Source organism: Bradyrhizobium sp. 76, assembly GCF_023073025.1.
GTDB lineage: Bacteria > Pseudomonadota > Alphaproteobacteria > Rhizobiales > Xanthobacteraceae > Bradyrhizobium.
Map to the genome: position 1 here is coordinate 21,966 of NZ_JADPIS010000015.1, position 19,644 is coordinate 41,609.

General features: G+C 63.9%; 20 protein-coding genes and 1 tRNA gene. 17 read left to right on the plus strand and 4 right to left on the minus strand.

What is annotated here, in order from left to right; translation table 11 throughout:
- Positions 1–176: 176 nt before the first annotated feature.
- The 11 genes from IVB48_RS00825 to IVB48_RS00875 all read left to right on the plus strand — a co-directional run bounded on the left by IVB48_RS00825 (position 177) and on the right by IVB48_RS00875 (position 9,737).
- Complete coding sequence (locus tag IVB48_RS00825) at positions 177–629, plus strand: DUF2231 domain-containing protein (protein WP_027567532.1); 453 nt, start codon at positions 177–179, stop codon at positions 627–629.
- Positions 626–1,960 carry a sorbosone dehydrogenase family protein gene (locus IVB48_RS00830; protein WP_247396548.1) on the plus strand — a complete coding sequence of 445 codons (1,335 nt, stop codon included), beginning with the start codon at positions 626–628 and terminating at the stop codon, positions 1,958–1,960. The genes IVB48_RS00825 and IVB48_RS00830 overlap by 4 nt, the downstream gene beginning before the upstream one ends.
- Positions 1,961–1,978: 18 nt before the next feature.
- Positions 1,979–2,182, plus strand: a complete 204-nt coding sequence (locus IVB48_RS00835) for a hypothetical protein (protein ID WP_007611681.1) — start codon at positions 1,979–1,981, stop codon at positions 2,180–2,182.
- A gap of 35 nt (positions 2,183–2,217) precedes the next feature.
- Positions 2,218–2,388 (plus strand): hypothetical protein, encoded by a 171-nt coding sequence (locus IVB48_RS00840; RefSeq protein WP_007611679.1) that lies wholly within the window; start codon positions 2,218–2,220, stop codon positions 2,386–2,388.
- A 370-nt stretch (positions 2,389–2,758) separates the two neighbouring features.
- Positions 2,759–4,150 (plus strand): MFS transporter, encoded by a 1,392-nt coding sequence (locus IVB48_RS00845; protein ID WP_247396550.1) that lies wholly within the window; start codon positions 2,759–2,761, stop codon positions 4,148–4,150.
- Positions 4,151–4,272: 122 nt separating this feature from the next.
- Entirely contained in the window at positions 4,273–5,121 is an 849-nt protein-coding gene (locus IVB48_RS00850; RefSeq protein WP_247396552.1) for a 3-keto-5-aminohexanoate cleavage protein, read from the plus strand.
- 114 nt (positions 5,122–5,235) lie between these two features.
- Positions 5,236–6,441: an MFS transporter gene (locus IVB48_RS00855; protein WP_247396554.1), complete on the plus strand. Its 1,206-nt coding sequence runs from the start codon at positions 5,236–5,238 to the stop codon at positions 6,439–6,441.
- A 167-nt stretch (positions 6,442–6,608) separates the two neighbouring features.
- Positions 6,609–7,838, plus strand: coding sequence for a CaiB/BaiF CoA-transferase family protein (locus IVB48_RS00860; RefSeq protein ID WP_247362038.1), 1,230 nt, complete (start codon positions 6,609–6,611; stop codon positions 7,836–7,838).
- A 200-nt stretch (positions 7,839–8,038) separates the two neighbouring features.
- Complete coding sequence (locus tag IVB48_RS00865) at positions 8,039–8,917, plus strand: 3-keto-5-aminohexanoate cleavage protein (protein ID WP_247396556.1); 879 nt, start codon at positions 8,039–8,041, stop codon at positions 8,915–8,917.
- A gap of 103 nt (positions 8,918–9,020) precedes the next feature.
- The gene (locus tag IVB48_RS00870; protein ID WP_007602925.1) at positions 9,021–9,236 is read left to right on the plus strand and encodes a hypothetical protein; all 216 of its coding nucleotides are present in this window, start codon (positions 9,021–9,023) and stop codon (positions 9,234–9,236) included.
- A 108-nt stretch (positions 9,237–9,344) separates the two neighbouring features.
- Entirely contained in the window at positions 9,345–9,737 is a 393-nt protein-coding gene (locus tag IVB48_RS00875) for a RidA family protein (RefSeq protein ID WP_247362779.1), read from the plus strand.
- Positions 9,738–9,739: 2 nt separating this feature from the next.
- On the opposite strand, the gene IVB48_RS00880 is transcribed toward IVB48_RS00875, so the two are convergent.
- Positions 9,740–10,402, minus strand: a complete 663-nt coding sequence (locus IVB48_RS00880) for a TetR/AcrR family transcriptional regulator (RefSeq protein ID WP_027567521.1) — start codon at positions 10,400–10,402, stop codon at positions 9,740–9,742.
- Positions 10,403–10,639: 237 nt separating this feature from the next.
- On the opposite strand from IVB48_RS00880, the gene IVB48_RS00885 reads away from it, so the two are divergent.
- From IVB48_RS00885 to IVB48_RS00895, 3 genes are all read left to right on the plus strand, one after another.
- Complete coding sequence (locus IVB48_RS00885; RefSeq protein WP_247396558.1) at positions 10,640–11,875, plus strand: acyl-CoA dehydrogenase family protein; 1,236 nt, start codon at positions 10,640–10,642, stop codon at positions 11,873–11,875.
- A gap of 132 nt (positions 11,876–12,007) precedes the next feature.
- The gene (locus IVB48_RS00890) at positions 12,008–13,066 is read left to right on the plus strand and encodes a phosphotransferase family protein (protein ID WP_247396559.1); all 1,059 of its coding nucleotides are present in this window, start codon (positions 12,008–12,010) and stop codon (positions 13,064–13,066) included.
- A gap of 90 nt (positions 13,067–13,156) precedes the next feature.
- Positions 13,157–13,783 carry a LysE family translocator gene (locus tag IVB48_RS00895; RefSeq protein ID WP_247396562.1) on the plus strand — a complete coding sequence of 209 codons (627 nt, stop codon included), beginning with the start codon at positions 13,157–13,159 and terminating at the stop codon, positions 13,781–13,783.
- Between the two features lie 139 nt (positions 13,784–13,922).
- On the opposite strand, the gene argE is transcribed toward IVB48_RS00895, so the two are convergent.
- Both argE and IVB48_RS00905 read right to left on the minus strand, forming a co-directional pair.
- Complete coding sequence (argE, locus tag IVB48_RS00900; protein ID WP_247396564.1) at positions 13,923–15,095, minus strand: acetylornithine deacetylase; 1,173 nt, start codon at positions 15,093–15,095, stop codon at positions 13,923–13,925.
- 396 nt (positions 15,096–15,491) lie between these two features.
- Positions 15,492–16,277 carry an SDR family oxidoreductase gene (locus IVB48_RS00905; RefSeq protein ID WP_247396567.1) on the minus strand — a complete coding sequence of 262 codons (786 nt, stop codon included), beginning with the start codon at positions 16,275–16,277 and terminating at the stop codon, positions 15,492–15,494.
- Positions 16,278–16,411: 134 nt separating this feature from the next.
- Between IVB48_RS00905 and IVB48_RS00910 the strand changes: the two genes are divergently transcribed.
- Together IVB48_RS00910 and IVB48_RS00915 are read left to right on the plus strand one after the other, a co-directional pair.
- Positions 16,412–17,110 (plus strand): histidine phosphatase family protein, encoded by a 699-nt coding sequence (locus IVB48_RS00910; RefSeq protein ID WP_027567517.1) that lies wholly within the window; start codon positions 16,412–16,414, stop codon positions 17,108–17,110.
- A 67-nt stretch (positions 17,111–17,177) separates the two neighbouring features.
- Positions 17,178–17,945 (plus strand): SDR family oxidoreductase, encoded by a 768-nt coding sequence (locus IVB48_RS00915; RefSeq protein WP_027567516.1) that lies wholly within the window; start codon positions 17,178–17,180, stop codon positions 17,943–17,945.
- A 166-nt stretch (positions 17,946–18,111) separates the two neighbouring features.
- On the opposite strand, the gene IVB48_RS00920 is transcribed toward IVB48_RS00915, so the two are convergent.
- Entirely contained in the window at positions 18,112–19,362 is a 1,251-nt protein-coding gene (locus IVB48_RS00920) for a serine hydrolase domain-containing protein (RefSeq protein ID WP_247396570.1), read from the minus strand.
- 162 nt (positions 19,363–19,524) lie between these two features.
- Here IVB48_RS00920 and IVB48_RS00925 point away from each other — a divergent pair.
- Positions 19,525–19,600 (plus strand) — tRNA-Trp (locus IVB48_RS00925).
- The last annotated feature ends 44 nt before the right edge of the window (positions 19,601–19,644 follow it).

Sequence of the window (19,644 nt, forward strand, 5' to 3'; positions counted from 1 at the left end):
GGCTGGTTCATCTCAATGCCTGGATCAAGGCCCGCACCGGCAAGGGGTTCCTCGTGAGTGCTTCGACGCCGCGGCGCTGTTGAGGCACGGCGGCGCTGAGGCCGACCATCAGGAACCTTCGCTGGAAGCGGGTGTTTTCCACCGGGGAGGGGTGGCGACCTGACAAGAGGCCAACCGTGCAAGACAATTTGCGTGTGCGCTCGACCGCGCAAATCGCAGGCCATCCGATTCATCCGATGCTGGTGCCGATCCCGATCGCGTGCTTCATCGGGGCGCTGCTGACCGACATCGCCTATGTCATCACTGCCGAGATCATGTGGGCGGATTTTTCCGCCTGGCTTCTGGTCGTCGGCGTCATCTTCGGCGTGCTGGCCGCCATCGCCGGCCTGACCGATTTTCTCGGCAACCGCCTGGTGCGGGCGCAGCCGCCGGCCTGGCCGCATCTGATCGGCAACGCGCTGGCGCTGGTCCTGGCGACCATCAATGCGTTGATCCACACGCGCGATGCCTGGACCTCGGTGTGGCCGACCGGGCTCCTTCTTTCAGCCATCACCGTATTGATCCTGCCGGTCACCGGCTGGCTCGGCTGGGCCATGGTGTACCGCCACGGCGTAGGAGTTGCGCGATGAACTCCGCAATCGCTCGGGTGCTGTTGTGTGCCTCGCTGCTGTGTCTGGCCGGCTGCAATGACGGCAGTGGCGATCCGAAGGCGCAAACCGGCGCGAACCCGACGCTTCCCGACATCCAGCAATATCTGCTGCCGCCGATGCACATCGCGCGCATCGTCGGCTGGAAAAAGGACGAGACCCCGGCCGTTGCGCAGGGCTTGCAGGCCAAGGCCTTCGCGACCGGCTTGCAGCACCCCCGATTTCTCTACGTGCTGCCCAACGGCGACGTACTGGTGGTGGAATCCAAGGCGCCGAAGGGCGCTCCGATCAAGCGGCCCAAGGAAATCGTGATGGGATACATCGAGTCCTGGGCGACATCCGGCGGCGACACCGGCGAGAGCAACCGCATCACGCTGCTGCGCGACAGCAACGGCGACGGCGTCCCGGACACGCAAAGCGTCTTCCTCGACCATCTCAACTCGCCGTTCGGCGTCGCGCTGGTCGGCAACGATCTCTACGTCGCCAACACCGATGCGATCGTCAAATATCCCTACACCGAAGGCGATACCAAGATCACCGCGCCGGGCACGGTGCTGACGCCGCTGCCGGGCGGACCGATCGACCATCACTGGACCAAGAGTCTGGTCGCGAGCCCAGACGGCTCAAAGCTCTATGCCGGCGTCGGCTCCAACAGCAACATCACCGAGAACGGCATGGAGGCCGAGCACAATCGCGCCGCCATCCTCGAGATCGACCGTGCCAGCGGCCGCTGGCGCATCTTCGCAAGCGGCTTGCGCAATCCCAACGGCCTCAGTTTCGAGCCGCAGACGGGGGCGCTGTGGACGGTGGTGAACGAGCGCGACGAACTCGGTCCCGATCTCGTGCCGGACTACATGACGTCGGTGAAGGACGGCGGCTTCTATGGCTGGCCCTACAGCTATTACGGCCAGCACGTCGATCCGCGCGTCAAGCCGGAGCGTCCCGACCTCGTTGCCAAGGCGATCGTGCCTGACTATGCGCTGAGTTCGCATGTGGCGCCGCTTGGAATGGCTTTCAACACCAGCGCGAGTTTGCCGGCGGCCTATCGCGGCGGCGCGTTCGTCGGCGAGCACGGTAGTTGGAACAGGCAGGTCTTGAACGGCTACAAGGTGGTGTTCGTGCCGTTCACGGACGGCAAGCCCAGCGGCCCGCCGCAGGACGTCGTCACTGGCTTCCTCAACAGCGACAACCAGGCGCGCGGGCGGCCCGTCGGCGTCGCCATCGACAAGACCGGCGCGCTGCTGGTCGCCGATGACAGCGGCAACACGGTGTGGCGCGTGTCGGCGGCGCACCCGCAGCTCACGCAGCGATAGATCTCGAGGAGTTAAAAGATGGGCCTTGCTCAATACACGATCGTGCCGGTGCAGGACGAATGGGGCGTGCTGCACGACGGCGACGTCAAGAACAGATACTCCACCAAGGAAGCGGCCTTCGAGTCGGCGGTTGCCGCAGCATCGTTGGCGCTTCGCGAGGGACACGAAGTTCATGTCAGCGTGCCCGGCCGCGAAGCCGGCGAAAACGCGCTGGGAATTTGATGGACACTCCGAGCGACACACTTCAGGAGCCTGCGATGACCAAGCCCCGTGAGCCGAACGGCATTGAGCCCTCCCGCTCCGAAGACGACATCCAGCGCGACCAGCTCGGGCCGCGCGGCGTGCCGAATGCGCCGGATCCGGCCAAGATGACACCTCAACGAGACAAGAAAACGCCGAAGCAGGTCGATCCCGGCCATACAGCCTGACGGCTGCCGGCGGCTGGCGCGGCTGTGCCATTCGGAACCGTCGTTCCCGGTCTTCGCATCCAGGGGGCAGACAAGCAGACAATAGGTCTTTCCGCCATCGTCGGACGCGATCTCGCGGCCGATCTCGGCATGAGCCTGCCGGCGGTGTTCGCCGGGACGTGGGCTCTCGCACAAATAACATCATGTTAGGTTTGTCGGATAACTGGGTAATTGTGTTAGCCCGGCGATAGCCTATCGTCGCCACCAAGCAGACACCTATCGGCAGTGACAAGCGCTCGCGAAACTCCGCAGAGCGGCCGGGGAGTGCTGCCCAATTTTGAGCGAAGCCCGTCAACGGGACGTCAGCAAAACCCAAGGGAGGAATCTTGAGATGACCGCGATCCATCAGATGAGTCAGTCCAGGAAAGCCGCTGCCAGCGGCTGGATCGGGTCGGCTCTCGAATATTATGACTTCTTCATCTACGCGACCGCCGCGTCACTGATCTTCCCGCAAATCTTCTTCCCGTCGGAGAATCCCACCGTCGCGATCGTCGCCTCGCTGGCGACCTATGGCGTCGGCTATGTGGCTCGTCCGATCGGTGCCTTCGTGCTCGGACACTGGGGCGACACCCATGGCCGCAAGACGGTTCTCATCGTCTGCATGTTCCTGATGGGCATCTCGACGATGGCCGTGGGTATCCTGCCGACCTATCAGCAGGTTGGCATTCTGGCGCCAATTCTGCTCGTCATTCTGCGCCTCGTGCAGGGATTTGCCGTTGCCGGCGAAATCTCAGGCGCAAGCTCGATGATCTTGGAGCACGCGCCGTTCGGTCGGCGGGGCTTCTATGCCAGCTTCGCCCTTCAGGGGGTGCAGGCCGGACAGATCCTCGCCGCGGCAATCTTCCTGCCCTTGGCGGCCTATATGCCGACCGAGGCCTTCAACAGCTGGGGCTGGCGGATTCCCTTCCTGCTCAGCTTCTTCGTCATCGTCGCGGGCTACATCATCCGTCGCGAAGTCGACGAGACCCCTGCCTTTGCCCGCGAGGGCGAACGGGGAGAAACGCCGCGCGCGCCCATCGTCCAGGCCATCAAGCTGAGCTGGCGCGACATGCTCAGGGTCATCTGCATGGCGCTGATGAATGTCATTCCTGTCGTTGCGACCATCTTCGGCGCGGCCTATGCGGTGCAGCCGGCCTACGGGATCGGTTTTGCCAAGGACGTCTATCTCTGGATCCCCGTGCTCGGAAACATGCTGGCGGTTTTCGTCATTCCCTTCGTCGGCAATCTCTCCGACAAGGTCGGCCGCAAGCCTCCGATCATCGTAGGCGCGCTTCTCTCCGGCTTGCTCGCCTTTTGCTATCTCTATGCCATCAGCATCAGGAATGTGCCGCTGGCAATCTTGGTGTCGCTGCTGATGTGGGGCGTAGTTTATCAGGGCTACAACGCGATCTTCCCGAGCTTTTACCCGGAGCTGTTTCCGACCCGCACCCGCGTCTCGGCGATGGCGATATCGCAGAACATCGGAACCACCATCACCGCATTGCTTCCCGCCCTGTTTGCGACCGTCGCGCCTCCCGGCTCGACAAACATCCCGTTAACGGTGGGGGCGATTGCCTTCGCTATCACGGTCATCGCCGCGTTGGCGGCCCTGACCGCGCGGGAAACCTATCGGATCAGGATCGACGATCTCGGCAATCCCAATGCCGTTCCGATGCCGCGGGCAGATTATGACCGCCAGCGGGCCGGCGATGCAGTGAGCGGGGCTGCCACGGTTCGGACCTGACGGTATGGTAGAGGCAACTGCCGCCGCGATCGACGATGTTCGCGGCGGCAGGGCCTCACTGCATAGTCAGGCTGCCGATTCGAATTTGGTGCGCGTGAGCGCAATCAATATGAGGTTGCAAGATGAACCCCGTCGTCGTCGCTGTCGCCATCACCGGCTCCGTTCCGCGCAAGAAGGACAATCCGGCGGTCCCGATCCTGCCGTCCGAACAGATCGAGTCGACGTACCAGGCCTTCGAAGCCGGTGCCACGCTCGCCCACATCCATGTTCGCAACGACGACGAGACGCCGTCCTCCGATCCCGAGCGTTTCGCCGTGGTGCAGGAGGGGATCAGGAAGCACTGTCCTGACATGATCGTTCAGTTCTCGACCGGCGGGCGGGGCCGCGATCCCTCGGCGCGCGGATCGTCGCTCTACCTGAAGCCCGACATGGCCTCGCTGTCCACGGGATCGGTGAACTTTCCGACCATCGTCTACGAGAACAGCGCCGCGCTGGTGGAGACTCTCGCCACCGGCATGAAGGCGAATGGCATCCGGCCGGAAATTGAGATCTTCGATCTGTCGCATCTGCACGGGGCCCGCCGCTTGATCGAGGCCGGGCTGATCGACGCGCGTCCGCACGTACAGTTCGTCATGGGCGTCAAGAACGCCATGCCCGCGGACGAGCATGTCCTCGACATTCTGCTGGGAGAGCTCAGGCGGCTGATCCCGAAGGCGACGTGGACGGCAGCCGGGATCGGACGCCACCAGGCCGAGGTCATGGGCTGGGCGCTGGCGCGGGGCTCCGATGCGGTCCGCACCGGACTCGAGGACAATATCAGGATCGACAAGGCGCGCCTCGCCGCCAGCAACGCCGAACTCGTGGCCGTCGCCGGTGAGGCTGTCGCGCGCCACGGCCGGCGCGTGGCGACTGCGGCCGAGGCGCGATCCCTGCTCGGGATCGCGGGGCAGGGAGCTCCTGCCGCCTCCTGACATGCTCCCGGCCGCCTGCTGCCATTCGACAGCCGGCGTTTCCGTGCGCCGAGTCTCCGGGTAAGACTGCCGTCACAGGCGTGATCTGCGCCTGGCGGGCAGGCGACGGTTGGAATGCGGTTTCTGAAATCTGACAGCAGGCTCATCGGGGTCCTGCTGGTGCTCGCGGTCTCCCAGCTTGTTGGGTGGGGTACGATAGGTCTTCCCGCCATCGTCGGACGTGATCTCGCGGCCGATCTCGGCATGAGCTTGCCGGCGGTGTTCGCCGGGACGTCCGTGCTCTATGTGTCGATGGGACTGTGCGCGCCCTGGCTCGCCAAGTCGTTTGCACGGCACGGTGCACGAAAGGTGATGATCTCAGGCACGGTCCTGACCGTGCCGGGCTTCATACTGCTGTCCCTCGCGCGCGAGCCGATGCTGTATTTCGCCGCCTGGATCGTCCTCGGCATCGCCGGCAGCGCCACGCTTTCGACCGGCGCCTATATCATGCTGAACGAGGTCGCCGGGCGGCAGGCCAAGAACGCGATCGGCGCGCTCATGCTGGTGACGGGCCTGTCGAGCAGCATCTTCTGGCCGACGACGTCGTTCCTCAGCGGTCTGCTCGGCTGGCGCGGGACGTGCCTGGTCTATGCGGCCATGATGGTCGTCATCAACCTTCCGCTCTACGCGTTCCTGGCCCCGCGCCGGAAAATCGCCGCGGGTCGTGGTGGTGAGTCGGTAAAGCCTTCGCAGCCGCCGGCGATTCCCAGGAGCACCTTCAGCCTCGTCGTTGCCGCGATCACGCTCAATGCCTTCGTCAATTTCGGCATCGGCGCCATCATGATCGAGTTGCTCCGGGCGGAGGGGCTTCCCCCGGCGCACGCGCTCGCGTTCGGCTCGATGCTGGGCGTGATCCAGGTCAGCGCCCGCGGGCTCGATTTTCTCGGCGGAGGGCGGTGGGATGGAATCACGACCGGCCTGGTCGCCGGCACGGCGCTGCCGATCGCCATGCTGCTGCTGATGACGAGCGAGGGCGCGACTTGGGCGGTTGCGGCCTTCATCCTGCTCTACGGCGCCGGCAGCGGCGCGATGGCGGTGGCGCGGGCAACGATCCCGCTCGTGTTCTACGATCAGACCGAGTTCGCCAAGGCGATGTCGATGATCGCGCTGCCGCTCAATCTCGCATCCGCGGTCTCGCCGCCGCTCCTTGTCGGCCTGCTCACCCAGTTCGGCAGCCGCGGCGCGCTCGGTCTCACCTTCGTCTGCTCCTGCGCCACGGTGCTGATCCTGGTCCTGCTCGGCCGGCGGCGGCCGCATGTGGCTGCAGCGGCCGCGACCTGAGAATATTCGCGTTGCGGAAATTCGCCGCGGTGACCTGGGCCGGGCGGGCGGGCGGATAGCTGTATGCCGCCAGCGCAGTGCTCGGACCGCCGAAATAGTGTATCCGCAGGGAGCGCGTCCCGCGATCTCGCCGCCGCGCCAATATTCAGTTCCCGGAGGAATTCGACATGTCGGCCCTGCCGCTCTCAGGCATCAAGATCCTTGACCTCACCCGCGTGCTTGCCGGGCCCTTGTCGGCCCAGATGCTGGGCGATTTGGGCGCGGAGGTGATCAAGATCGAGCGGCCGGGCACCGGTGACGACGCGCGCGCCTTCGGCCCGCCTTATCTGACCGACCCTGATGGCAAAGCCAACAACAACAACTCGTTTTACCTCTGCGCCAACCGCAACAAGAAGTCGGTCACGGTCAACATCGCCAAGCCCGAAGGACAGGCGATCATCCGCGAGCTCGCCAAGGACGTCGACGTCTTCATGGAGAACTACAAGGTCGGCGATCTCAAGCGCTACGGCCTCGACTACGAGACCATCAAGGCGATCAATCCCGGGATTATCTATTGCTCGGTGACCGGCTTCGGCCAGACCGGCCCTTATGCGCCGCGCGCCGGCTATGACGCCATCCTGCAGGCAATGGGCGGCCTGATGAGCGTCACCGGCCATATCGACGGCGAGCCCGGCGAGGGGCCGATGAAGGTCGGCCCCTCGATCGTCGACTACATGACCGGCATGAACACCTCGATCGGGATTCTCTCGGCGCTCTATCATCGCGACGCCAATGATGGCGTGGGACAGCACATCGACGTCTGCCTGTTCGACACCGTCATCGCGTCGTTGTCGCACTGGCTGCAGATCTATCTCGTCAACGGCAAGACGCCGCCCCGCCGCGGCACCTGGGGCAATGGCGGCATGCCGGCCGGCGTGTTCCGCTGCACCGACGGCGAGCTGATGCTGGTGGTCGGCAATGACGGCCAGTTCCAGCGCACCTGCGCCGTGCTCGGCGAGCCCGAGCTCGCGAACGACAAGCGCTTCGTCAAGAACAACGACCGCGTCGTGCATGGCAAGGAGATCATGGCAATCTTCGCCGGCCTGTTCCTGAAGCAGCCGGTGGCCTATTGGCTGGACAAGCTGGAGGAGGCCGGCGTGCCCTCGGGCCCGATCAACAATTTCGAGCAGGTGTTTTCCGATCCGCATGTCCAGTCGCGCGGCATGCGGGTGAAGGTCGATCATCCCTTCCAGCCCGATCTCTCGCTGATCCGCAACGCGCTGACGCTCTCGGAAACCCCGATCAAGGACTACCGTGCCCCGCCGCTGCTCGGTGAGCACACCCAGGAGGTGCTCGCCGGCAAGCTCGGCTATGATGCCGGCAAGATCGAGACGCTGAAGCAGCAGGGCATCATCTAGCGATTTCTTACCCTCGCTCCTTGTGGGAGAGGGTGGCTCGCCGCATAGCGGCGAGACGGGTGAGGTTCTGTCCGCGCGCGCCGTTGTGAGTTGAGTTCGTGGAGAGAACCCCTAATCCGGCTTTGCGCCACCTTCTCCCGCAAAGGGAGAAGGAAGAGGTCCGGTGCTCGTGGCGCGTTTTACGAAAAGGGACAGTACGCATGACCCCGACCAAGACCATCATCACCTGCGCGATCACGGGCAATCTGACAAAGCCCGAGCAATCGCCGCATCTGCCGATCACGCCCGAGCAGATCGCGACGTCGGCGCTGGAAGCGGCCGAAGCCGGCGCCGCGATTGCCCATATCCACGTCCGCGATCCCGCGACGGGGCGGCCTTCGATGGAGATCGATCTCTATCGCGATGTGGTGGATCGCATTCGCGCCCGCAACACGTCTCTCGTCATCAACCTCACGACCGGTCCCGGCGGGCGCTTCGTGCCTTCGGTCGAAGACCCTCGCGTCGCCGCTGCAGGCACCACGCTGCTCCAGCCCGAAAAGCGCGTCGAGCATATCGAGCTGCTCAAGCCCGACATCTGCACGCTCGATCTCAACACCATGAACTCGGGTGGCGAGGTGGTGATCAACACTCCGCGCAACGTCCGCATCATGGCCGAGCGGATGAAGGCCGCCGGCGTGCTGCCGGAGATCGAGCTGTTCGATTCCGGCGACTGCCATCTGGCCCGCGATCTCCTTGCCGACGGCACGCTGAAAGGACCGGGCCTGTTTTCGCTCGTGCTCGGCGTTAAATACGGCTTCTCCGCAACGCCCGAGACGATGTTCTATGCCCGCAGCCTGCTGCCGCCGGGCGCGATCTGGTCCGGCTTCGGTATCGGCCGCGCTGAATTCCCGATGGTGGCGCAAGCCTATTTGCTCGGCGGCCACGTCCGCGTCGGCATGGAGGACAATCTTTATATGTCAAAGGGCGTGCTGGCGAAGACTAATGCCGAGCTGGTCGCGCGTGCCGCCGGCATCCTCAAGAGCCTGGGTGCGAGCGTCGCGACCGCCAACGAGGCCCGCGCGATGCTCGGGCTTGCCTGAGGCTTGCGGGCCATCCCCAGATAATCCCGGTCCGTACTCACACAGGCTTCCGCTCCGCGCGCGACTCAGATTCGATCCTTCCACTCAGTCCGGGAGGGAACGCATGTCCTACACGATCGGGTTTCAGGCCAAGAACCAGAAGGCAATTCTGGCGACCGAGGCGGCAACGGCCAACCAGGCCGTCGCGATCGTTGCCGCGTTGCGGCAAAGCGCCGACGAAATAAAGTTCATCCGCTCGCCGCAGGAAGGCGACATGGGCATCGAGATGCTGCTGCTGCTCGCCAAGGAAGAGGCCGAGGAGATGCCGCAGCACGCCTAGGCGGGCTCGGCGACATACTTCGGTCGAAAGCGAAGCATGACGGCTGCGCTATGATGTAGCAAGCCGTCATCTCGCTTGAACCGAAGGTGGCCGCCCATGAAACCCGCAATGAAACGCGAAGCGCTCCGCGTCGAACCGATCTCGACATTCCTTGACCGCCGAAACGCCCCGGTCTCGCCGGTCACGCGCGCCGGCAACATGATCTTCGTCGCAGGGCTGCCGCCGTTCGACCCCGACACGGGCGAGATCGCGGACGTGCCGATCGAACGGCAGAGCGAACTCGTCATGGAGCAGATGAAGCTGTGCCTTGAGACGGCAGGCGCGAGCCTCGACAACGTCATGAAGTGCAACGTCTACTGCACTTCGACAAAACACTTCGCCGCGTTCAACGCCGTCTATGCGCGCTATTTCCCGCACGATCCGCCGGCGCGGATCTTCGTCTGCACGCCGGAATGGTTCGGCCCCTTCGACGTCGAGATCGACTGCATCGCGATGATGTGAGGTTAGCGCGCCGCTACCTTTGGCGGCGCCTTCGCCTCTGTCCGTCCCGCCGTCAGCGCCATCGTCGCCACGCTGACGACGCGCGCGACCACGTCCTCGACGTCGTCGAGATCGCATTTGCCTTCCGATAATTTCGTCAGCCGCTCGCTCTCGCGGATGGTGTGGTGCGCCATGGCGAGCGCGAAATTCAGGCCCCAGTAGATATCAACGTCGCTGCGATCGGGCAGGGACCTTCGCATCGCGCCGGCGAATTTCCGCAAATGGTCGATCTCGCGGTTCTTGATGCGGCGGATCGGCGGCACGGATTCGATCGAGGCGCGGATCATGAAGCGCGCCGCGCTCGAGCGTTGGTTCTCGGGACCGAGGCAGCCGCGCAGCGTCGGACCGACCAGCGCATGCAGGATCACCTCGATCGGCGCGCGGCCGTCGCCTTGTTCTTCCGCCGCCTTCAATTCGCGCAAGCGCTCGCGGTTGGTGGCGATCGAGCGTGTCACGAACAGCTCCGCGATCAACTCGTCCTTCGAGCCGAAATGATAGTTCACCGCCGCGAGGTTGACATTGGCCTCCGCGACGATGTCGCGCAGCGTAACGTCGCCGAACCCCCGATCGGCGTAGAGCCGTTCGGCGGCGGCGAGAATGGCAGTCCGGGTATGATCGCTGGCCATGGGAGCCCCTCGGGGAGGGAGTTGCAATTCAAACAGTTGTATGAAACTATCGTTTGAAGGCCGGGAAAGTCAATCCGCAATCAGGAGTCGTTCGCAAAAGTGCGAATGGGTTCCGGAGCGTCCGCAAGCCGCGCATTCGCACTTGCGGGTCGCACAATGCGGGTGGACAGTCCGGCGCAAAACAAGTTCGCCAAAACAAATTCGCCAAAACGAGTTGGCAAAGACGAGGAGCGTCCCATGGATTTCGATCTGTCGCCGAAGCAGAAGGAATGGCTCGACCGCGTGCAGTCCTTCATGGCCAAGCACGTGCGACCGGCCGTGCCGGTCTATGATGAGCAGGATCGCACGGGCGAACGCTGGAAGGTGATCCCGGTGCTCGAGGATCTCAAGAAGAAGGCGAAGGCCGAAGGCCTCTGGAACATGTTCATGCCGCCCAACGAGCATGAGGATGACGAATTCCGCGGCGCGGGACTGACCAATCTCGAATACGCGCTGCTCTCCGAGCAGATGGGCCACATTTCCTGGGCTTCGGAAGTCTTCAACTGTTCCGCGCCCGACACCGGCAACATGGAAGTGTTCATGCGCTACGGCTCCAAGGAGCAGAAGCGCAAATGGTTGCGTCCGCTGATGGACGGCGAGATCCGCTCCGCCTTCCTGATGACGGAGCCGGCGGTGGCCTCGTCCGATGCCACCAACATCGAGACCAGCATCGTGAAGGACGGCGATCACTACGTCATCAACGGCCGCAAATGGTGGTCGTCCGGCGTCGGCGATCCCCGCTGCAAGATCGCGATCCTGATGGGCAAGACCGATTTCAAGGCGGCCAAGCACCAGCAGCAGTCGCAGATCCTGGTTCCGCTCGACACCCCCGGCATCAAGGTCGAGAAGATGCTGCCGGTGTTCGGCTTCGACGATGCGCCGCATGGCCACGCCCAGGTGCTGCTCGAGAATGTGCGGGTGCCGAAGGAAAACATCCTGCTCGGCGAAGGCCGCGGCTTCGAGATCGCGCAGGGCCGTCTCGGTCCCGGCCGTATCCATCACTGCATGCGCACCATCGGCAAGGCCGAGGAGGCGCTGGAGAAAATGGTGAAGCGGCTTACCTCGCGCACTGCCTTCGGCAAGCGCATCGTCGAGCATTCGGTGTGGGAGCAGCGCATCGGCGAGGCCCGCACCAATATCGAGATGACGCGGCTGTTGTGCCTCAAGGCCGCCGACATGATGGACAAGGTCGGCAACAAGACCGCGCAGGCCGAGATCGCCATGATCAAGGTCGCAGCCCCCAACATGGCGCTGAAGATCATCGACGAGGCGATCCAGGCCTTCGGCGGTGCAGGCGTCTCGGACGAAGCCGGCCTTGCCAAGGACTACGCCCACATCCGCACGCTCCGTCTCGCCGACGGCCCGGACGAGGTGCACAATCGCGCCATTGCCAGGCTCGAGGTTCGGAAGTATGCAAACTCTTCCAGTCATTAAGCGGGAGAGCATGCTGGCGCTCCCGATTTGAAGAAACGACAGGGCATGATCCGTGATCGGATGACCGCTTGACGCAAGTGCGCTGGGAGTTACCGATTAGGATCATGTTCGGACTGAAGAGGGAGCGTCATCGTGGCTGACGGCGTCAGGAAAGACGAAGAATTCTCGGGCACCAAGCCCGTCGAGGAGCGTCATCGTATCGACGAGATGCGGCTCGAAGCCTGGATGCGCGACAACGTCGAAGGCTATGAGGGACCGCTGGTCGTCCTCCAGTTCAAGGGTGGCCAGTCCAACCCGACCTATCGGCTGGACACGCCGAACCGCTCCTATGTGATGCGCAGAAAACCGTTCGGCAAATTGCTGCCGTCGGCGCATGCGGTCGATCGCGAATATCGGGTGATCGCGGCGCTGGGAAAGCAGGGCTTTCCAGTCGCGAAGGCCTACGCGCTGTGCCAGGACGACAGCATCATCGGTTCGGCGTTTTACATCATGTCGATGGAAGACGGCCGGGTGTTCTGGGATCCGACGCTGCCGAGCCAGACGCCGGAAGACCGTCGAAAGATCTTCACCAGCAAGATCGAGACCCTGGCCAAGCTCCATATGTTCGATCCCGTCGCGATCGGTCTTGGCGACTTCGGCAAGCCAGGCAATTATTTCGCGCGCCAGATCGACCGCTGGACCAAGCAGTACCGCGCGTCCGAGACCCAGACCATTCCGGAGTTCGAGAAGGTCGCCGAATGGCTGCCGAAGACCGTGCCGGAGCAGGCGCGCGTCTCGATCGTCCACGGCGACTATCGCCTCGACAACATGATTTTCCATGCGACGGAACCGCGCGTGCAGGCCGTGCTCGATTGGGAATTGTCGACGCTCGGCGATCCCATGGCCGACTTCACCTATCTGCTGATGCAGTGGGTGATGCCTGGCCTGGACGGTGCCGACCTCAAGGCGCTCAACATCCCGAGCGTGGAGGAAGCCGCGCAGATCTATTGCAACGTGACCAAGATGACGGTGCCTGACCTCAACTGGTATTTTGCTTACAACCTGTTCCGCCTCGCCGGCATCACGCAAGGCATCGCCGGCCGCGTCCGCGATGGCACCGCGGCGAATGCCAAGGCGCTGGAGTCAGCCAAGCGCACCGTACCGCTGTCGAAAGCGTCTTGGGAGTATGCGCAGAAGGCCGGCGCGGTTTAAGGACTCCGAAGGCGCTGCCGGCGGCCGCGCCTTTGCTTGCGTTCCTCTCGTGTCCCGGACACGGGACAGAATGACGAGAGAGATACCCGCATGATCGACCACACGACGCTCATCACCTACATCCTCATCGTCCTCGGCTTCGTCTTCATTCCCGGTCCGGCGACGCTCCTCACCATGGCGCGCGCCGCGAGCTCGGGAACCAGGGTCGGCATCGCGACGGGCGCGGGAATTGCGGCTGGCGACGTGGTCCACACCACCATGGCAATCGTCGGCCTCTCTGCGATCATTGCAACGTCGGCGCTGTTGTTCAGCGTCGTCAAATACGCGGGCGCAGGCTTCCTGATCTATCTCGGCGTTCGCGCCATGCTCGACAAGGCGCCGATCGAGGTGAATGGCGGTGCGCCCGCGATCAGCGCAGCGCGGGCCTTCCGGCAGGCCGTGCTGACCGAAGTGCTCAATCCCAAGACCGCGCTGTTCTTCCTCGCGTTCCTGCCGCAGTTCGTCCGTCCAGAACACGGCTCGACGACGCTACAGCTCGCGCTCTTCGGCGCTGTGTTCGTGTTGCTCGGCCTCCTCAGTACGGTGGTGTTCGCCGTCGGCGCCGGCCGCCTCGGCAATTTGCTACGCCGCCATCCGGCCGTCGTGAAATGGCAGGGCAAGGTGGCCGGGACGATCTACTGCGCCGTCGGTGTGCGGCTGGCCTTGCAGGAGCGATGAGGCGCACCGCTCACGTGGGATACGCGGTGCCCCACATACTCCCGTCATTGCGAGGAGCTCTTGCGACGAAGCAATCCAGACTGCCCCCGCGGAACCATTCTGGATTGCTTCGCTTCGCTCGCAATGACGAGGAGAAGCCTTACCCCTTCACGCAATGCGCGATCAGCTTCTCCACGAAGCCGGCGCATTTCTCCAGCTCCGCCATTTCCACGAACTCGTCCGGCGTGTGCGCCTGCGCGATCGAGCCGGGGCCAATCACGACGGACGGGATATCGGCCATGCTGGCGAACAGGCTTGCCTCGGTGCCGAACGCGACCTTGGCGTGGTCGTTGCGCCCCGCGAGGCTCTTGGCCAGCGTGACGATTGTCGCATCGGCCGCCGTGTCGAGCGCAGGGTAGTCGAGGATCTCTTCGAAATCGATGCCGCAGTCCGGATGCTGCTTCTTCATCGCTGGCTCGATCTTCGCCTTGGCCCAGGCGACGATCGCATCCGTCACCTCGCGCGACTCCGTAGTGCCGATGCCGCGGCATTCGAAATCCACCGTACAAGTATCAGGGACGATGTTCAGCGCGGCGCCGCCATGGACGATGCTGGTGAGCAGCGTCGAGTGCGGAACGTCGTAGAGGCTGTCGGCCGCTCGCACGGCTGCGAGCGCCACGGCGCGGCGACGGATTTCGACGATCAGCTCGGCGGCGTATTCGATGGCGTTGACACCCTCGGGCGCGATCGAGGAGTGGCGGGCGAGCCCCTTGAACGTCGCGCGCACGCCGTGCTTGCCCTTGTGGCCGATGATGACCTTCATCTCGGTCGGCTCGCCGATGAAGGCGCCGAGTGGCTTGATCCGTTTCTTCGCGACCTCGCGCAGCATCGGCCGCACGCCGACGCAGCCGATCTCCTCGTCATAGGAGATCGCCAGATGGATCGGTGTCGCGAGCTTCGCTTCCAGCATCTCTGGCACCATGGCGAGGCACACCGCGACGAATCCCTTCATGTCGGTGGTGCCGCGGCCATAGAGCCTGCCGTCGCGCTCGATCAGCTTGAACGGATCGTGGCTCCAGTCCTGGCCGACCACGGGCACCACGTCGGTATGACCCGACAGCACCAGGCCCGGGCAGTCCTCGGGTCCAATGGTGACCCATAGCGAGGCTTTCTGTCCGGTCTCGTCGACGATGCGCTCACCCTTGACGTCGAGCGTGGCGAGATAGCTCTCGATATGCGCGATCAGGGGCAGGTTGGAGCGATCGCTGATCGTGTCGAAGCCGACGAGGTCGGCGAGCAGCTTGCGAATACGGTCGGGTCTTGAGCTTGGCATTTTCACGTTCTTGTCAGGGGAATGGAAGCTGAAGTGCTTGCACGAACCATACCAATGTTGCGGGTGGTAGGGCAAACCAGCACAAATCCGAGCCTGCAACGCCTTGCGTTGCCGTCGAGCAAAACACGCGAGCCGTGGCCCATCGCGCGGCGGCGAAACTTTTCCGAAATTCGGAAGCGGCGTATGCCGTCTGGGTGAGACGACCAAAGCAAAGCTCGGGCGAACAAGCCGCGAGGATGCGAAGGTGCATCTGCGATCGAGAATGTGAATGGAAGCGTGACGCTGCCATCCAAAGACTCCGTCATTGCGAGCGCAGCGAAGCAATCCAGTCTGCCGCCGCGGAAAGATTCTGGATTGCTTCGCTGCGCTCGCAACGACGGTGCTGAAGCAGTTGCGCTAAACCGGTTTCCCCGTATACGGCATCGACGCCGTGAGGCCACCGTCCACCGGGAAGGCCTGGCCATTGACATACGACGCCTCGTCGCTGGCCAGAAACAGTCCCATCGCGGCGAGCTCGTGCGGCTGGCCGGGGCGCTTGAGCGGATTGAGCTGGCCGATCTTGTCGGCGGTGCCGCGCTCCTTGGCGCGGTCGAAGATCGGTTTGGTCATGCCGGTCTCGATCAGGCCCGGGCACACTGCGTTGATGCGCACACCGGTGCCGGTGAGCGAATACGCCGTGGTCTGCACCAGGGAGATGACGCCGGCCTTGCTCGCGGCATAGGGGTGACCGCTGGCGCCGGCCTTGAGGCCCGCGACGGATGCGGTCAGCACGATCGCACCGGACTGCTGCTTCACCATGTGCGGCATCGCATGCTTCACCGCGAGAAACGGCCCGATCAGATTGATGCGCAAAACCTCCTGCCATTGCTCGACGGTCTGCTCGCCGAGCGGGACGAGTCCGCCGGAGACGCCGGCATTGGCCCAGATCACGTCGAGCCGGCCGTGCATCTTCACCGCCTTGTCGATCACGGCAATGACGTCCTTTTCGGAGCCGGCATCCGCCACCATCGCTTCCGCGACACCGCCGGCCTTCTTTACCTCGTCGACCGTCTCCTTCACCGCCTCGCTGCGATCGACCGCGATCAGCCTGGCGCCTTCCCTGGTGAACAGCAGCGCAGCCGCGCGGCCGATGCCGCTGCCGGCACCGGTGATGATGACGGATTTGCCTTGCAGACGGCCCATGCGGTTTCTCCCTTTGGTTGGCACGCGACGCTTGCCGCGCGACGGAATTTCAAACAAGATTTCAAACGGTAAAGTGTCTTGAGACACGTTCACTACTGACGTACAGCGACATCAAACGGGATGGAAGGGTTTCGATGGCAGGTGCAGACAAGCCCAAAGTGGTCACGACACGCTGGTGGTGGGTCCGTCACGCGCCCGTGCGCAATGACGGCGGCAACATCTACGGTCAGTCCGATCTCGCCTGCGACACCAGCGATACCTACGTCTTCAATGCTGTTGCCAAGGTGCTGCCACGCAAGGCGGTCTGGTATTCGAGCAATCTGATGCGCACGCATCAGACTGCCGAAGCGATCTGGGCAGCGGGCTTCCCGAGGCCTGCATCGATGAAATGGGAAGCGGACCTCGCCGAACAAAATCTCGGCCGCTGGCAGGGCATGAACCGCGCCGAGTTCATCGCCAGCCGTCCCGTCGGCTCGAGCTGGTTTGCCGATATCAACGAGCCTGCGCCCGGCGGCGAAAGCTTCATGGATCTCTACAACCGTGCCCGCCGCACCATCGAGCGGATCAACAATGAGGCCGCCGGGCAGGACGTGATCGCGGTTGCACATGGTGGCACCATCAAGGCGGCGCTGGGCTTGGCGCTCGACAATCAGCCGGAGCGGGGGCTCGCGTTCGATATCGACAATTGCTCGGTGACGCGGCTCGACTATTTCGCAAGCCCCGAGCGCAGCGTCTGGCGGCTGCCGATGGTGAACCAGCAGCCGTGGATCGCGGACGACGCGCATGCGGCGATGCATCAACCCGCGGGACCGGAAGTCAAGAAGCTCGCCTGAGCAATTGCCCGGTCGCGCGGATGCGGCGTAAGCTTCAAGCAATCAAAACGTACTCTGGGAGAGACACATGACCTTGTTCGACATGAAGGGGAAAGTCGCCGTCATCACCGGCTCGACGCGCGGCATCGGGCTTGCGATCGCCGAGCGCATGGCCGAGCACGGCGCCAAGGTGGTGATCTCCTCGCGCAAGGCCGACGTTTGCGACCAGGTCGCGAAGGGCATCAACGACAAGTTCGGCAAGGGCACGGCGGTTGCGATCGCCGCCAACATCTCCTCGAAGGAAAACCTGCAAAACCTCATCGACGAGAGCAACCGCGCCTTCGGCAAGATCGACGTGCTGGTCTGCAACGCCGCGTCGAACCCGTATTACGGCCCGCTCGCCGGCATCTCCGACGATCAGTTCAGGAAGATCCTGGACAACAACATCGTCGCCAACAACTGGCTGATCTCGATGGTGGTGCCGCAGATGATCGAGCGCAAGGACGGCTCGATCATCATCGTCTCCTCGATCGGCGGCCTGAAAGGCTCGACCATCCTCGGCGCCTACGCGATCTCGAAAGCCGCAGACATGCAGCTCGCGCGCAATTTGGCCTGCGAATATGGCCCGCACAACATCCGCGTGAACTGCATCGCGCCGGGCCTGATCAAGACCGATTTCGCGAAAGCGTTGTGGGACAATCCGGAGAATTTGAAAGCCTCGACCGCGCGCTCGCCGCTGCTGCGCATCGGCGTCCCCGACGAGATCGCGGGCGCCGCGGTGTTCCTGGGCTCGCGGGCCGGCGACTTCATGACCGGCCAGACCATGGTGATCGACGGCGGCGCGACGATCAGCTGAGGCCCCAGTAGCTGTCATCGCCCGCGAAGGCGGGCGATCCAGTACTCCGCGGCCTTCGTTGCAGAGCTCGCTCCCACGAGATCCGCCGCGGCGTACTGGATGCCCCGGTCAAGCCGGGGCATGACAGCGAAAATGTGGATGCAGCGCCGCGCATAGCGGCGCCGTCTCAATCCACCGCCGCGTACACCAGATCCCGCACCAGCGTTCGCGTAAAATCGCGCTGTCCCGGGCCCTGGCTCATGAACACGACGAACAGATCCTCCTTCGGATCGATCCAGAAGAACGTCCCCGCAATGCCGCTCCAGAAAAACTGGCCGACGCTGCCGGGGAAGGGCGCGATGCCGGCATCGCGGCGCACCGCGAAGCCGAGGCCGAAACCATGGCCGGGTGACAGCAGAGTGCCGTTGGTCACGACGTGAGGTCCGAGATGATCGGAGGCCATCAGCTCCAGCGTCTTGCGGCCGATGATCCTGTTGCCGTCGAGCGTGCCGCCATTGCGCAGCATCAGCGCGAAGCGGGCATAGTCCATGGTGGTCGAGACGAGGCCGCCGCCGCCGGACTCCATGATTGGCTGCTCGAGCATGTTGAACAGCGCGACCTTGTCGCCGGTCCAGGGATCGGCTGCGAACGGCTCGGCGAGCCGGCCGGCATTGGCCTCCGCTGTCGCAAAGCCGGTCTCGGCCATCTGCAAGGGCGTAAGAATGCGCTCAGCGAGGTACGCGCCGAGCGACTTGCCGCTGACAACCTCGATGATGCGACCGAGGATGTCGGTGGAGCGGCTGTAGTTGAACTCGTCGCCGGGATGGCAGACCAGGGGGAAGCTCGCCACCAAGGCGGCGTGCTCGGCATTGGTGATCTTGCGGCTGCGCACCCGCGAGTCCTGGTAGATTTTGTGCACGGGGCCGTCGCCCTGGTGCTCGTAGGTCAGGCCAGAGGTGTGGCGGAGCAGGTCCTGCACCGTCATCGGGCGCTTTGGCGGAACCAGTTCCAGCTTGCCGCCGCTGACCACGCCGACCTTTTGGTTGGCGAACTCCGGGATGAATTTCGCGACGGGGTCGGCAAGGAGCAGGTGGCCGTCCTCGACCAGCGTCATGATGCCGACCGACACGATCGGCTTGGTCATCGAGAAGATACGGAAGATCGAATCATGCGCCATCGGCGCTGCGCCTGTCGGGCTCTGTCTGCCGAGCGCCTCGAACCAGCCGACCTGACCGTGCCGTGCCACCAGCACGGTGACGCCGGGCACGGTTCCCTTGTCGATCTCGCGCTTGAAGGCGTCCGACATGGCCTGGAGGCGCGGGCGCGACAGCCCGAGCGTCTCGGGGCGGGATTCCGGCAGAGGCGGGGTCTTCGGCGGGGTCGAGGGGCGAGGGGCTGTCGCGGACGCTTGGGCAGTCGCAAAGGCTTGGGCAGTCATGGGCACTCCCGGTGCTTATTATTGTTCGGAGCGGACTGTGGCCCAGAAGGCGCGGCACAAACAAGCGAAGCCAGCGCGCTTCACCCTTGCAATCCGGCCTTGCAATCCGGCCGCCCCCTGTGCTTCAAAGCGGCCTGATCCGGGCGGCAACGCAGGGTCCGTAGGAGTGTAGCTCAATTGGTAGAGCACCGGTCTCCAAAACCGGGGGTCGCAGGTTCGAGCCCTGCCACTCCTGCCAGCGAAATCAAACACTTAGCTGGAACGTGGGCGATCAGCCATCGC